9 protein-coding genes and 1 pseudogene are annotated in these 15,302 nt (G+C 70.4%); 7 read left to right on the top strand and 3 right to left on the bottom strand.

Going from position 1 to position 15,302, the window contains the following annotated elements; all coding sequences use genetic code 11:
* The first annotated feature begins 144 nt into the window (after positions 1-144).
* The 5 genes from H293_RS0139575 (at position 145) to H293_RS0139555 (ending at position 8,362) form a co-directional block, all read left to right on the top strand.
* Positions 145-1,614, top strand: a complete 1,470-nt coding sequence (locus tag H293_RS0139575; protein WP_020123317.1) for an aldehyde dehydrogenase family protein — start codon at positions 145-147, stop codon at positions 1,612-1,614.
* Between the two features lie 20 nt (positions 1,615-1,634).
* A complete protein-coding gene (locus H293_RS0139570; RefSeq protein WP_007380360.1) occupies positions 1,635-2,723 on the top strand; it encodes a quaternary amine ABC transporter ATP-binding protein in 1,089 nt (362 codons plus the stop codon).
* Complete coding sequence (locus tag H293_RS0139565; RefSeq protein ID WP_020123316.1) at positions 2,723-4,732, top strand: ABC transporter permease; 2,010 nt, start codon at positions 2,723-2,725, stop codon at positions 4,730-4,732. Before H293_RS0139570 ends, H293_RS0139565 begins: the two co-directional genes overlap by 1 nt.
* Positions 4,733-4,745: 13 nt before the next feature.
* Entirely contained in the window at positions 4,746-5,711 is a 966-nt protein-coding gene (locus H293_RS0139560; protein WP_020123315.1) for an ABC transporter substrate-binding protein, read from the top strand.
* 212 nt (positions 5,712-5,923) lie between these two features.
* Positions 5,924-8,362 carry a GcvT family protein gene (locus H293_RS0139555; RefSeq protein WP_033416213.1) on the top strand — a complete coding sequence of 813 codons (2,439 nt, stop codon included), beginning with the start codon at positions 5,924-5,926 and terminating at the stop codon, positions 8,360-8,362.
* 24 nt (positions 8,363-8,386) lie between these two features.
* Here H293_RS0139555 and H293_RS0139550 read toward each other — a convergent pair whose 3' ends face one another.
* Both H293_RS0139550 and purU read right to left on the bottom strand, forming a co-directional pair.
* Positions 8,387-9,178, bottom strand: coding sequence for an IclR family transcriptional regulator (locus H293_RS0139550; protein ID WP_020123313.1), 792 nt, complete (start codon positions 9,176-9,178; stop codon positions 8,387-8,389).
* A gap of 32 nt (positions 9,179-9,210) precedes the next feature.
* Positions 9,211-10,083, bottom strand: coding sequence for a formyltetrahydrofolate deformylase (purU, locus tag H293_RS0139545; RefSeq protein ID WP_028808592.1), 873 nt, complete (start codon positions 10,081-10,083; stop codon positions 9,211-9,213).
* A gap of 169 nt (positions 10,084-10,252) precedes the next feature.
* Between purU and H293_RS53125 the strand changes: the two are divergent.
* Positions 10,253-11,160, top strand: a pseudogene (locus H293_RS53125) (substrate-binding domain-containing protein); the annotation flags it as partial.
* Positions 11,161-11,208: 48 nt separating this feature from the next.
* Here the strand turns inward: H293_RS53125 and H293_RS0139535 are convergent.
* Complete coding sequence (locus tag H293_RS0139535) at positions 11,209-14,811, bottom strand: LamG-like jellyroll fold domain-containing protein (RefSeq protein ID WP_020123311.1); 3,603 nt, start codon at positions 14,809-14,811, stop codon at positions 11,209-11,211.
* A 398-nt stretch (positions 14,812-15,209) separates the two neighbouring features.
* On the opposite strand from H293_RS0139535, the gene H293_RS55760 reads away from it, so the two are divergent.
* Positions 15,210-15,302, top strand: a 93-nt coding sequence (locus tag H293_RS55760; protein ID WP_158694501.1) for a LacI family DNA-binding transcriptional regulator, incomplete at its 3' end; no start/stop codon positions are given.

Raw genomic sequence — 15,302 nt, 5'->3', positions numbered from 1 at the left:
GGGTTCGAGCGGCGCGCAACGCGCCCGCGTGCCCAAACCGTCATCCCCCAACCCCTTGACGTGGGTTGCCGCAGTCTCCAGAGTGTTCCACCACAAGCAATGCGATGCGTCATGCGCAACGAAATCGCTCGAAGGGCTCCCGACGTGGCAGACCTGTACGTGGACGGTGAATGGCGGGATCCGGTGGCCGGAGGCCATCGGGAGATCCGTTGCCCCGCTGACGGCACGCTCTCCGCGACCGTGTCCGAGGGGACCCGCCCCGACAGCGAGGCGGCCGTCGCCGCCGCCCGCCGGGCCTTCGACGAAGGGCCCTGGCCGCACACCCCCGAGCGCGAGCGGGGTGCCCTGCTGCTGCGCACCGCCGACCTGATCGAGCGCGACGCCAAGGAGTTCGCCCGCGCCGAGTCGCTGGACACCGGCAAGCGGCTGGTGGAGAGCGAGTACGACATCGCCGACGTCGTCTCCTGCTTCCGCTACTACGGCGGGCTCGGCGGCACCGACGCCGGCCGCGTGATCGACACCGGACGGGACGACGCCGTAAGCCGCGTGGTCCACGAACCGGTCGGCGTCTGCGGACTGATCACCCCGTGGAACTACCCGCTCCTGCAGGCGAGTTGGAAGGTCGCCCCGGCCCTGCTCGCCGGCAACACGATCGTCCTCAAGCCCAGCGAACTCACCCCCTCCACCTCGATCCTGCTCATGAGGGCGCTGGAGGAGGCCGGACTCCCCGCCGGTGCCGCCAACCTCGTCCTCGGTACCGGCCCCGAGGTGGGCGCACCGCTGTCCGAGGACCCCCGGGTCGACATGGTCTCCTTCACCGGGGGCGTGGAGACCGGCAAACGGATCATGGCCACCGGCGCCGCGACCGTGAAGAAGGTCGCGCTGGAACTCGGCGGCAAGAACCCCAACGTCGTCTTCGCCGACGCCGACTTCGAGACGGCCGTGGACTTCGCGCTCACGGCCGTCTTCCTGCACTCCGGGCAGGTCTGCTCGGCCGGTGCCCGGCTGATCGTCGAGGACTGTCTGCACGACCGCTTCGTCGACGAGGTGGTCCGCCGGGCCCGGCAGATCCGCCTCGGCGGCCCCTTCGACCCCGAGGCCGAGACCGGGGCGCTGATCTCCGCGCGCCATCTGGAGAAGGTCGAGGCGTACGTGGCGGCCGGTGTGGAAGAGGGCGCCGTCCTGCGCTGCGGCGGCGAACGGCCCGCCGACCCGGCCCTCGCGAACGGCCACTACTACCCGCCCACCGTGCTCGACGAGTGCCGCCAGGACATGCGGGTGGTGCACGAGGAGTCCTTCGGGCCGGTGCTGACCGTGGAGCGCTTCACCGGTGAGGACGACGCCGTACGCATCGCGAACGACACCGAGTACGGCCTCGCCGGGGCGGTCTGGACGCAGGACGCCGGGAAGGCCCAGCGGGTCGCCCGCCGGCTGCGGCACGGCACCGTGTGGATCAACGACTACCACCCCTATGTGCCGCAGGCCGAGTGGGGTGGCTTCGGGCACTCCGGTGTGGGCCGGGAACTGGGACCGACCGGCCTGGACGAGTACCGCGAGCCCAAGCACATCTGGCAGAACATCCAACCCCGGCCGCAGCACTGGTTCCGCGGCTGAACGCCGAGAAGAGGTCGACCATGACCCCAACCCAGACCGAGGTGCCGCCGCGCCGCGGCACCCCCGAGGACGCGGCCCCCACGCCCGTCATATCCGTACGCGGGCTGTGGAAGGTGTTCGGGCCGAAGGCCGACCAGGTACCGGACTCCGAGGAGCTGAGCGGGCTCACCCGCCGCGAGCTCATGGACCGCACCGGCTGCACCGCCGCCGTGCGGGACGTGGACTTCGATGTCGCGCCCGGCGAGGTCTTCGTCGTCATGGGGTTGTCCGGCTCCGGCAAGTCCACCCTGGTGCGCTGTCTGACCCGGCTGATCGAGCCCACCGCCGGTGAGATCGTCTTCGAGGGCGAGAACATCCGGGACGCCGACGAACGGCGGCTGCGCGAACTGCGGCGCAGCAAGTTCTCCATGGTCTTCCAGCACTTCGGTCTGCTGCCCCACCGCCGCGTCGTCGACAACGTGGCGTTCGGCCTTGAGATCCGCGGCATGGGCCGGGCCGAGCGCACCAGGCGGGCGCTGGAGGTCGTCGAACTCGTGGGCCTGTCGGGGTACGAGAACTCCTACCCCGACCAGCTCTCCGGCGGAATGCAGCAACGCGTGGGCCTGGCAAGGGCGTTGGCCGGAGATCCGGACGTCCTCCTCTTCGACGAGCCCTTCTCGGCGCTCGACCCGCTGATCCGCCGGGACATGCAGAACGAGGTCATCCGGCTGCACCACGAGGTCGGCAAGACGATGGTGTTCATCACGCACGACCTCTCCGAGGCCCTGAAGCTCGGCGACCGCATCCTCATCATGCGCGACGGCAAGACGGTCCAGTGCGGCACCGGCGACGAACTCGTCGGCGCCCCCGCCGACGACTACGTGCGCGACTTCGTCAAGGACGTGCCGCGCGGCGATGTGCTGACCCTGCGCTGGATCATGCGCCCGGCAACGCCCGAAGACCCCCTGGACGGACCCGAGTTGGGCCCGGACGTGGTGGTGAAGGAGGCCACCCGGGCGGTGCTCGCGGCCGAGAAGCCCGTCAAGGTCGTCGAGAACGGCGAACTGCTCGGCATCGTCGGCGACGAGGAGATCCTCGCGGTGGTCGCCGGACAGGAAGGCGACGCGTGATGACCGTCGCCATGGAGAAACCCGAGACCTCGGGGGAGGCGCAGCAGCCCGTCCCGCCGCCACCCGCCGCCCCCGTACGCCGGATCAGCCGGTCCATGGTGGTCGGCGCGATCCTGGTCGTCTGGCTCCTCGCCTTCGCCCTGTTGCGTGGACGGCAGACCCTGTCGCTGGCCGCGGCCGACCTCACCGATCTGCACCGCTGGCTCAACGACGTCAACGACTCCATCGGCGCCAACCGCAACTCCAACCCGCTGTTCCTGTACTTCTTCAACGAGATCCGGCTGGTCATCGACAACCTGGTGACCTTCGTCCAGGACCTGATCTCCCAGCCGTCCGGCGACCGCCCGGTCCCGCAGATCGGCTGGCTCGGCGTGGTGGGCCTCGCCGGCTATGTCTCCTGGGCGGTCGCCAACTGGCGGGTCGCGCTGCTGGCCGTGGCCGGCTTCACCTTCCTCGGGCTCCAGGGCCTGTGGCAGGAGAGCATGGACACCCTCGCCCTGACCCTCTCCGCGGTCCTGGTGGCGCTGCTGTTCGCCCTCCCGCTCGGTGTGTGGGCGGGTCTGTCGGAGCGGGCGAACCGGATCGCCACCCCGATCCTGGACTTCATGCAGACGATGCCCACCTTCGTCTACCTGGCGCCACTGACCCTGTTCTTCCTGATCGGCGGGGCCTCCGCCACCATCGCCACCGTCATCTACGCGGCGCCGCCGGCCCTGCGCATCACCGCGCACGCCATCCGCTCGGTGCCCGCGACGACGGTCGAGGCAGCCGACTCCCTGGGCGCCACCCGCAGGCAGTCACTGCTCAAGGTGCTGCTGCCGATGTCCAAGCGGACCGTGGTGATGGGCGTCAACCAGACCATCATGGCCGCCCTGGCCATGGTGACCATCGCGGCCCTGATCGACGCGCCCGGCCTCGGCAAGACCGTCGTCCAGGCCCTGCAGTCCCTCGACGTCGGCACGGCCTTCAACGCGGGTCTCGCCATCGTCGTCATGGCCATCGTCCTGGACCGGGTCACCACCGCGGCCAGCGGACGCGCGGAGGCGGCCAGGCGGTCCGGCAACCCGCTGCTCAAGTGGCGGCGGCACCTTCTCGTGGCCGGGGGAGCGGTGGCGGCCGTACTCGTGTACCTCTCCCACACCTACCTGTGGGCGGCGGAGTTCCCCGGCGACGGCGGCACCGGCAGCACCATCGCCAAGGCGGCCGACAACGTGACCACCTGGGCGCAGGACAACCTGTCCGGGCTGACCAACGGCTTCCGGGACGTCATCACCAACGGCCTGCTCAACCCGTTCCAGACGCTGCTCACCGACTCCCCGTGGTGGCTCGTCGGCGCCGCCCTGATCGGGATCGCCGTGGTCCTCGGCGGGTGGCGCGCCGGTATCACCACCGCGGTGTGCGTGGGCCTGCTCGTCGCCACCGGCGTGTGGTCGGACGGCATGACGACCCTCGCCTCGACCGTCGTGGCGACCGTGCTCGTCATGCTGCTCGGCATGGTCTTCGGGGTGTGGATGGGGCGCAGCGCCCTGGTGGACCGGCTCGTGCGGCCCACCCTCGACGCCGCCCAGGTCATGCCGCCGTTCGTCTACCTCGTGCCGTTCCTGGCCCTGTTCGGTGCGACCCGGTTCACGGCCATCGTGGCCGCGATCGTCTACGCGGCACCGGTCGCCATCAAGATCATCGCCGACGGGGTGCGGACCGTGCCCGCGACCACCGTCGAGGCGGCCACCTCCACCGGGTGCAACACCTGGCAGATCATCACCAAGGTCCAGCTCCCGATGGCCCGCAGCGCCCTGACGCTCGCGACCAACCAGGGCCTGATCTACGTGCTGTCGATGGTCGTCGTCGGCGGCCTCGTGGGCGCGGGCGCCCTCGGCTACGACGTGGTGGCCGGCTTCTCCCAGGGTCAGCTGTACGGCAAGGGCCTGGCGGCCGGTCTCGCCATCGTCCTGCTCGGCGTCATGTTCGACCGGATCACTCAGGCAGCGGCTCGCCGCACCACCAATTGAGGAGCACCACACGATGGCAAGACACTGGCGAGCCGGCGCGGCCGGCCTGGCCGTCCTCGGCCTCACCCTCACGGCCTGCGGCGGCGCGAAGGTCGGTGACTCCTCGGAGGCCGGCGGTTCGGGCAGCTCGGGCAAGTGCGGCACCTTCAACCTCGCGGTCAACCCGTGGGTGGGCTACGAGGCGGACGCGGCGGTCGTCGCGTACGTCGCCGAGCACGACCTGAAGTGCAAGGTCACCAAGAAGGACCTCAAGGAGGAGATCGCCTGGCAGGGCTTCGGCACCGGGGAGGTCGACACCGTCCTGGAGAACTGGGGCCACGACGATCTGAAGAAGAAGTACATCACCCAGCAGAAGACCGCCGTGGAGGCCGGCTCGACCGGCAACAAGGGCATCATCGGCTGGTACGTGCCGCCGTGGCTGGCCAAGGCCCACCCGGACATCAAGGACTGGAAGAACCTCGACAAGTACGCCGCGAAGTTCAAGACCTCGGAGTCCGGCGGCAAGGGCCAGCTCCTGGACGGCGACCCGTCGTACGTCACCAACGACGAGGCGCTGGTGAAGAACCTCAAGCTGGACTTCAAGGTGGTGTACGCGGGCAGCGAGACCGCGCTGATCCAGGCGTACCGCAACGCCGAGAAGAACAAGCAGTGGGTGATCGGCTACTTCTACGAGCCGCAGTGGTTCCTGTCCGAGGTGCCCCTGGTCAAGGTCGACCTGCCCGCCTACAAGACGGGCTGCGACGCCGATCCGGCCAAGGTCGCCTGCGACTACCCCGTCTACGACCTCGACAAGATCGTCAGCGCCAAGTTCGCCAGGTCGGGCAGCCCGGCCTACGACCTGGTGAAGAAGTTCAACTGGACCAACGACGACCAGAACACCGTGGCCAAGTACATCGCGGTGGACAAGATGACGCCGGACGCGGCGGCCAAGAAGTGGGTCGAGGCCAACCGCGGCAAGGTCGACGCCTGGATCAAGTAAGCCTGACAGGGATCAAGCGAGCCTTTCAGGAAGCCCGGTGGGCGGCGCGCCCGGATGTGCGCCGCCCACCGGGCATCGCCGTTTCCGGAGCCGTTTCCCCGCCCGTTCCGCCACGTCACCGGGCCTCTTGACACCCACCCGCACGGCGGGCACATTGAGTTGCGCAGCCTGAATCGTGTTGCGCACAAAGCAACTTAACCGGAGGTGCGGCGATGGCGGGACCCCGAGTGGTCATCATCGGAGCGGGCGTCGTCGGCGCGGCACTCGCCGACGAGATCTCCGCGCGCGGCTGGACCGAGGTGACCGTGGTCGACCAGGGCCCGCTCCCGGCCACCGGGGGGTCGTCGTCGCACGCCCCGGGCCTGGTCTTCCAGGCCAACTCCTCCAAGACCATGACCGAGCTGGCCCGCTACACCGTCGAGAAGTTCTGCTCCCTCGACGTCGACGGACAGCCCTGCTTCCTCCAGGTCGGCGGCCTGGAGGTGGCGACCACCCCGGAGCGCGTCACCGAGCTCCACCGCCGGCACGGCTGGCTCACCGCCTGGGGCGTCGAGTCGCGGATCCTGACCGCCGACGAGTGCGTCGAGAAGCACCCCCTGGTCAACCGCGACCGGGTCCTCGCCGGCCTGCACATCCCGACCGACGGCCTCGCCAAAGCCGTCCTCGCCGTCGAGGCGCAGATCCGCCGGGCCACCGAGCGCGGAGTGACCTTCCTGGCCCGCCACGAGGTCCTGGACGTGCTCCGGGCCGACGGCGAGGTCACGGGCGTCCGCACCGACCAGGGAGACCTGGCAGCCGACATCGTCGTGTGCTGCGCCGGCATCTGGGGCCCGCGGATCGCCCGCATGGTCGGCATGAACCTCCCGCTCACCCCGCTCGGCCACCAGCTCGCCTGGACCGGCCCGGTCCCCGCGCTCGCGGGCCAGACGCAGGAGGCGGTGCGCCCCATCCTGCGCCACCAGGACGCCGACCTCTACTACCGCGACCGCCACGACACCCTCGGCATCGGCTACTACGGCCACCGCCCCATGCCCATCACCGCCGACGAGATCCTCTCCGTCGACGAGGCGGACACCATGCCCTCGGTCCTGAAGTTCACCGAGGACGACTTCGCGGACGCCTGGACCGAGACGCAGTCACTGCTCCCGGCCACGAAGGACGCCAAGGTCGAGGAGGGCATCAACGGCCTGTTCTCCTTCACCACCGACGGCCTGCCCCTGCTCGGCGAGTCCCCGGACGTCAAGGGCTTCTGGGTCGCCGAGGCCGTCTGGGTCACCCACTCCGCCGGTGTCGGCCGGGCCGTCGCCGAATGGCTGGTCGACGGGCACTGCTCCTCCTTCGACCTCCACGAGTGCGACGTCAACCGCTTCGAGCCGCACCAGCTCTCCCCGGCGTACGTCCTGGCCCGCGACTGCCAGAACTTCGTCGAGGTCTACGACATCCTGCACCCGCTCCAGCCCTCCGGCGACCCGCGCCCGATCCGCACCACCCCCTTCCACGCCCGCCAGCAGGAACTCGGCGCCTTCTTCCTGGAGGCGAACGGCTGGGAGCGGCCGCAGTGGTACGAGGCCAACGCGGGCCTGGTGGAAGGCCGTTCGATCGGCACCCCCAACGACTGGGCCGCCCGGTACTGGTCGCCGATCGTCGGCGCCGAGGCCCAGGTCACCCGCGAGACGGTCGCCATGTACGACATGACGGCCCTCAAGCGCCTGGAGGTGAGCGGGCGGGGCGCGGCCGACTTCCTGGAGCGGCTGTGCACCGGCAAGGTCGCCAAGTCCGTCGGCTCGGTGACGTACACGCTGCTCCTGGACCACGACGGCGGCATCCGCAGCGACATCACCGTCGCCCGGCTGGCCCCCGACGTCTTCCAGGTCGGCGCCAACGGCAACCTGGACCTCGACTGGTTCACCCGCCACCTGCCCGCCGACGGCACCGTTCAGGTCCGCGACATCACCCCCGGCACCTGCTGCGTCGGCCTGTGGGGACCGCTCGCCCGGGACGTCCTTCAGCCGCTCACGGACGAGGACTTCTCGGCGACGGGCCTGAAGTACTTCCGCGCCAAGCGCGCCCACATCGGGTCCGTCCCGGTGACGGCCATGCGCCTGTCGTACGTCGGCGAACTCGGCTGGGAGCTGTACACCACGGCCGACCTCGGCCAGAAGCTGTGGGACACCCTGTGGCGGGCGGTCCGCCCGCAGGGCGGCATCGCGGCCGGCCGGGGCGCCTTCAACAGCCTTCGCCTGGAGAAGGGTTACCGCTCCTTCGGCACCGACATGACCTACGAGCACGACCCCTACGAGGCCGGGGTCGGCTTCGCCGTCAAGGCCGACAAGGAGGACTTCGTCGGCAAGGCCGCGCTGGAGCGGCGCAGGGCCGACGTACGGCGGAAGCTGACCTGCCTGACCATCGAGGACCCCCGGGCCGTCGTGATGGGCAAGGAGCCGGTGTACGACGGGCAGCGCGCGGTCGGCCACGTCACCAGCGCCGCCTTCGGCCACACCATCGGCAAGGGCATCGCCTACGCCTGGCTGCCGGCGGAGCTGACCGCCCCCGGGACCCCAGTGCACATCGGCTACTTCGACCAGCGCGTGGAGGCCGTCGTGGCCGAGGAGCCGCTCTTCGACCCGGCGATGTCCCGTCTTCGGGGGTGAGCGGGCCGTGGCGAAGGCAGGGCGTCAGCCCAAGTAGCCCAGTCGGCGGCTGAGTTCGTCGGCGCTCTCCATCAGCAGCGGTGCCAGCTCGTGCATCCGCTCCTCGGTGAGCCGGAAGGCGGGGCCCGAGGCGGTGAGGGCGGCGACGACCTTGCCCTCGCCCGAACGCACGGGCGCCGCCATGGCGTTGAGGCCCTCCTCATACTCCTCCACCGTCATGGCGTAGCCCTGCTCACGGACCCGGACCAGCTCCGCCTCCAGCTCTTTCCGGGAGGTGAGGGTGTGTGCCGTCATCCGCTCCAGCCCGGCCGCGGCGACGAGTTCGTCCCGGCGCCTGTCCGTGACATGGGCGAGCAGGACCTTGCCGCTCGACGTGCAGTGCATCGGCGTCAGCCGCCCGACCCAGTTCTGCGCGGTGATGGCGGACCGGCCGCGCACCTGGTCGAGGTTGATCACATGATGGGACTCCAGGACCGCGATGTTCATCGTCTCGCCCAGTTTGTCGGCGAGGCGCTCGCAGATCCCGCGGCCGTGCTTGGTGACGTCGATGCGCCCGGTGACCGCGCCGGCCAGCCGCACGATGCCGAAGCCCAGGCGGTACTTCCCGCGCTCGCCCTCCTGCTCGACCATCCCGTGCGCCTCCAGCGCGCCCAGCAGACGGAACGCGGTGGACTTGTGGACGTCGATCGCCTCGGCCACTTCACTGACGCCTGCCTCGCCGCGCTGCGCGAGGATCTCCAGCACGGTGACGGCCCGGTCGACGGACTGCACCCCGCCGCCGGACGTGCCCCCGGACTCGGTGCCGTTGTTGCTCATGGCGGAACCTTATGCGAACAGGTCGACGCTGGTCAGCGGAAGACCACCGTGCGATGACCGTTGATCATGACGCGGCTCTGGCAGTGCCACTCCACGGCCCGGGCGAGGACCTGCGCCTCCACGTCCCGCCCCAGGGTGACCAGACTCTCGGCGCTCTGGGCGTGGTTCACGCGGATGACGTCCTGCTCGATGATGGGCCCCTCGTCGAGGTCCGGGGTGACGTAGTGGGCCGTGGCCCCGACGAGCTTCACGCCTCGCTCGTGCGCCTGGACGTAGGGCCTCGCGCCCTTGAAGCTCGGCAGGAACGAGTGGTGGATGTTGATCGCCCGGCCTTCGAGCTGCTTGCACAGGTCGTTCGACAGGATCTGCATGTACCGGGCGAGGACCACGAGGTCGATGTCCAGCCGGTCGACCAGTTCGAGCAGCCGCGCCTCCGCGTCCGCCTTCGTCTCCGGGGTCACCGGCACATGGTGGAAGGGGATGCCGTAGCTCTCGGCGAGCGGGGCGAAGTCCCGGTGGTTGGAGACGATCGCCGGCACCTCGATGCCGAGCGCGCCGGTGCGCTGCCGGAAGAGCAGGTCGTTCAGGCAGTGGCCGAACTTCGACACCATGATCAGGGTGCGGGTGGGGGTGGCCGCGTTCCGCAGCTGCCAGGTGATCCGGTACGCCTCGGCGACCGGCGCGAAGCCGGACCGCAGATCCTCCAGGGTGGTGCCCGGGTCCGAGACGTCGAAGTGGACGCGCATGAAGAAGCGGTCCTGGAGCCGGTCGTCGAACTGCTGGCTCTCCTGGATGTTCCCGGAGTGCCGGACCAGGAAGCCGGTGACGGCATGGACGAGGCCGGACCGGTCCGGGCAGGACAGCGTGAGGACGAACTCGCGGTCGGGTAGCGGTCGAAGAGACACGGAGTCCTCCCGATGGCTGCGCATTACGCAACAGTGCGACTGATACGCAACATGGTCCCGGCTGGGACGGCCCTTGGTCAAGGGCTGGCTTCCGGTGCGGTGGTCACGCCGTGGGGCGCAGGACTCACCGTCCGCTTGCCACGCGACGGCCGCGTCGGTCGGCGGCCTCGCCGCCCGGGCCCTGGCCTCGGGACGCACCCGTTCGATCGGCGTGGTCACCCTCGGCACCGCCCTGTACGGTCCCGCCTCCCTGCTCATCTGTATCGAGCGGGCCGCCCGGGACGCGGGATACGCGCTCCGCGTCGTCAACACCCTGGAGGGCGACCCGGCGGGTGTGGCCGGGGCCGTGGAGTCGCTCCTCGGACAGGGCGTGGACGGCATCGTCGTCTCCGAACCGATCGACGAGGGCTCGGTGTCGCTCAGCGTCGACATCCCGGTCCTGGTCCTCGGGGCACCCGCCGCCTTCGGCGGTCCACGCGCCGTGGCCGCGGGCGTCGGCGCCGAGTCGCCGGCCCGGGCGGCCACCGAACACCTGCTGGACCTCGGACATATGACGGTCCATCACCTCGCCGGTCCGCAGAGGTGGTTCGCCGCCCGGGACCGGCTCCAGGGCTGGCGGGCGGCGCTCGCGGCCCGCGAGAGGGAGCAGCCGCCCGTCATCGAGGGCGACTGGTCGGCCTCGTCCGGCTACACGGCGGGCCGCGAACTCGCCGCCGCCGGTGACGTCACCGCGGTGTTCGCCGCCAACGACGACATGGCCGTCGGCCTGATCCGCGCCCTCCTGGAGGCGGGCCTGGGCGTGCCGCGGGACGTGAGCGTCATCGGCTTCGACGGCATCCCCGTCTCCGCCTATGTCACCCCACCGCTGACCACGTGCGCCAGCCATTCGACGCCGTCGCCCGCGAAGGCCTGCGGTTCCTGGTGCAGGCCATCGAGAAACCGGACGCCGAGCCGGCACCGGCGAGCGACCCACCGGTCGAGCTCGTCGTACGCGCCTCGACGGCACCCCCGCCGAGGGGTGGGAGGCGTCCGGCCTCCGGCTCGCGCGACTCGGCGCACGAGGCAGCCTCCGGGTGACGAGCCCGGGCTGAGACCGGCGGCGCCTCGCGGCGCCGCCGGTGACGATCACCTCTCCCGTGAGTACGGCGCGACGGCGATCCGGTCGATCAGCGGCGCGTACCGGGAGCGGAGCAGCACACCCGGGAAGGTGTCCGAGGCGTAGGTCGTGCCGTCGAAGTTCGGCAGCTCCTCGGAGCGGAAGGCGATTGTGTTCTGTCCCTTCTTCAGGGTGACCGGGACGGTCAGCTCCCAGAAGTTGTTCTGGTGGAAGCTGTGCGGGAAGCCGACCCGCCTCGTCTCGCCGCCGTTGACGGTGATGTCGGCGTGGCGGGCCAGCGGGTCCGGGTTGTAGTGGGTGGCCTCCGACTGCTCCGGGTTGGAGTAGCGGATCCGCAGCGCGTACAGACCGGCCCGGTCCGCGGCGACGGTGAAGGTGGCCGTGTTGCCGTTGCCCGGGTCGCCGCCGACGCCGGTGATCGCCGTGCCGTCGGTGGCCAGGGAGAGCGGGGTGAGCGTGGCCGAGCCCGCGAGTACCGCGTCCTGGGCCTCGTAGGTACGCGCCTTGAGCGCGCCCTCGCTCGGCGTGACCGTGAGACGGTCGACCAGGGTGGTGGACGAACCACCTGTCACTGTGACCTTGTTGACGCCACCGGAGAGCGAGACCGCGACACGGTTGCGGTCCTTGGCGAGGCGCAGGACGTCGTGTCCGTTGACGGAGAGCCGGGCGCCGGTGCCGCCGAGGGTGTCGACCTTGAGCGTGGCCTCGCGGTCGGCGGGGGAGTACACCCAGAACGTGGCCGTCTGGCCTTTCGCGATCCGGGCCGCGCCCGAGCCGGAGCCGGAGCCCGCCACATCGTAGACGGGCTGCGCTCCGCCGCCCAGCCAGGCCAACTCGCCCTCGTGGACCTGCGTGTTGCCCGAGGCGGCCGGCAGGGACAGGGTGAGGCGGTCGACGATCGCGTCACCCTTCGTCCCGCGCTTGCCGTCCAGGCTCTTCGCGGCGAGCGTCAGGGTGTGCCGGCCCTTGGTGAGCTGCACCTTGGTGTCGGTGTGGTCCCACACCACCCACTTGTAGCCGAGCGGCAGATACAGCTGCTGCTCGCTGCCCGCCTGGCCGTCCACGCGCAGGAAGACATCGGTGGGGCCCTGCTCCTTCACCTTGTCGAAGGTGTTGAGGGAGTTGGCGAAGACGCTCAGGTCGTAGGTGCCGTCCTCGGGCACGTCCACCGGGAAGTCGAGCGTGACGTCCGAGCCGGTGCGCAGCCCGCCCACGTCGTAGCCGCCGGAGGTGTAGAACTTCGACACGTCGGAGGTGGAGCCCTCCGGGCCGTTCCTCGAGTAGCCGGACCCGGTGTGGGCGGCGTCCTCCGCCTCGTAGGAGCCCTGCCAACGCACCGGCGGTGACTGGGTCTTCGCGGCCTTCCCAGCGGGGCTGAGCACGATCTCGTACGCCGAGGACTCCTTCAGCCTCGGCAGCGTGCCGTCACCGAAGTCGACGGTGACCGTGCCGTCGTCCGCGACCTTCAGATTCGTCTCCGTGAGCAGCTTCGGGCCGGAGTTGTCGCCGACCTGTCCGCTCCACTCGATCTCCCGCACCCACGCGTGCACGTTCTTGCCGAAGAGTTTCTTCGGGACGCCCGCGAAGGTGATGTGCCCCTTGCCGGTGGAGCCGCCGAAGATCAGCCGGGCCTGCTTCTTCTTCTCGTCGAGGGTGGCCACACCCTGCATGGTGTAGTTCTCGCCCGGGAACGGCGGGGTCACCGACACCGTGTGCCCGCTCATCGAGGCGTACGAGTTCAGCAGCCACCACTGGCCGTTGCCGCGGTTGGACTGCACCGCGGAGTCGGAGAGGTTGCCGTCGATGTTCCAGTAGGCGATGTCGGCGTCCACCTTGGACTCCTCGATCGCGGAGACCCACTGGATCATCTGGCCGGGAACCGAGGTGTGGTAGTTGAAGGCGTACTCGTTGATGTTGACGGGGAGTTCGGTGCCCTCGCGGTCGGTGCCCTTGAACAGCTCCTTCTCCCACACCCGGTACTTGGCGACGCTCTCGCGCACCGCCTCCGGGTGGCTCAGCTCGTGCCAGGTGATGACGTCCGGGAGGGTGCCGGCGGCCAGGGTGTGGGTGAGGAAGCCCTTCACCTGGTCGTACAGGACGCTGGTGTTGGGGCCGGCGATGCGGGCGCCGGGCATCCTGCCCTTGATGAGCCGGTAGGCGGAGTCCCAGGCGGCGAAGTAGTCCTTGGGGTCGCTGAGCCAGCTGACCTTGTCATAGCTCCACTGACCGGTGCCGAACATGTTGCCCTCGGGCTCGTTGAACGGCACGAAGACGATGTTGTCCTGGTACTGCTTCGGCAGCTTCAGTACCTGGTCGACCTGCCCCGCGATCTTCTCCTCGTAGAGCCTGAGCTTCTCCGCCGGGGTGTCACCCGGCCACTCGTAGGGGAAGCCGCGGTGGATGTCGGTCATGTAGATGTACACATCGCCGTCGGTGGAGTCGGCGAGCGGCTTCACCACGTCCAGCGCGTCGGCACCGGGGTGCTGCGGGCCGTCCTGGGCCTTGGTGGAGACCGTGCGCAGTCCCATGCCCTCGATGAGGTTGTTGGTGGGGACGTCCGGTCCGTACACGCCGTAGAGGGTGCCGGAGGCGCCGCCGTGGAATGCGCCGGTGTCCGAGCCGAGGTCGACGGTGAGCTGCCCCTCGCGGACCACGGTGACGGTCGCCCGCACCGCCCGTCCGGCCGCGGTTCCGGCCACCGTGAAGGTCCCGGGGCGGGCGTACTTCTCGGGCGGTACGGCGTCCCAGGTGACCGGTGCGTCGCGGTCGTAGCCGTCGGAGAAGGTGGCGCGGACGGCCGCCGGAAGGGTCGGAGCGGTCCCGTCGGTCGTCCGGACGTCGAAGGAGGTCTTCGAGAGGTCCTGGAGGGTCGGCACGGCCCCGACCAGGCCGGCCACCTGCTCGGCGGTGAGTGCCGAGTGCCACACGGCGAAGTCGTCGACGGCTCCCTTGAGGAGCGGGTCCGGGTAGAGGGACTTGCCGATGAAGCCGGCGGCGGTCGCCGAACCGCTCAGCAGGTCCTTGGCCTTGACGGCGGTCGCGGTGGAGGAGACCGCCACCCCGTCGAGGTAGGTGGTGAGCCGGCCCGCGGTGGTGTCGAGGGTGACGGTGACCGTCCGCCAGGAGTCAGCGGGCAGCGGCGCGTAGCCGCGGACCTGGTTCTCGGCGCCGCCTCCGCCGGTGGTCACGGAGGTCTGGAACAGCCCGTTGCCGTTGTACGGCGTGCTGAAGAGGTACCGGGTGGTGTCGGTGCCCAGGTCGAAGATGCGCTGCCAGGACGATGTGTCGCCGCTCCACTTCACCCGGGCGGAGACGGTCAGGTCGCTGGCGTCGCCGACCACTTCGCGGGGCAGCCGGACGTAGGCGCCGTCGGAGGTGGGCGCCCCGCCGGGCAGGGCCAGTGCCCTGCCCCCGTCCGCGCCCGCCACGGACTGGGCCGTCGCGCCGTTCACCAGGCTGGCCGTCAGGCCGTTGCCGGAGCTGTCGGTGATCTTTCCGGAGGCGAGGTCGTCCTGGTCGAAGGTGTAGCGGGCGGCGGGCCCGGGCGTCTCGGCCGCGTGCGCGGGCACGGCGGGCGCGGCCAGCAGGCCCGCGCCGAGGGCCAGCGCCATGGCGGCCGGCGCCCGGCGGCGCGTGGATCTGTCAGCGGATGACATGGAGAACGTCCTCAATCGTGGAGTAACGGGTTCAGGTCGGCCCGCCTCGGGCGCCGTCGAACCGATTCGATCCAGGCGGGTGCAGGGGGAAGAGGCGCGTGCGGGGGGAGGGGGTGGGGCGGCTCTACGACGGCGCGCGGCGAGGGAGCCGCGATGGGCGACCGCGCCGAACCGGTTCGGCGAAGCTAGCACCGGGACATCCGGCCAGCAATCCCCTCGACACAGGGATCTCGCCGTCCCACGGGCCCCGTCGGCGATTACGGCGAGAGTATTGACAGGCGCCGGGACAGTTCCTACGTTCACTTCCACGCGAACCGGTTCGACAAGCCGGTCGCCCGTCCCGAGGAGTCGCCGTGAACATCGGTGAGATCGCCCGGCGGGCCGGTGTCTCGCGCAGCACCGTGTCCTACGCGCTGAGCGGCAAGCGCCCTGTGTCGGAGGACACG

The sequence above is a fragment of the Streptomyces canus 299MFChir4.1 genome, assembly GCF_000383615.1.
GTDB lineage: Bacteria > Actinomycetota > Actinomycetes > Streptomycetales > Streptomycetaceae > Streptomyces > Streptomyces canus_C.
The sequence above is the reverse complement of the archived record's forward strand: the minus strand, read 5'-3'. Positions and strand labels throughout refer to the sequence as shown.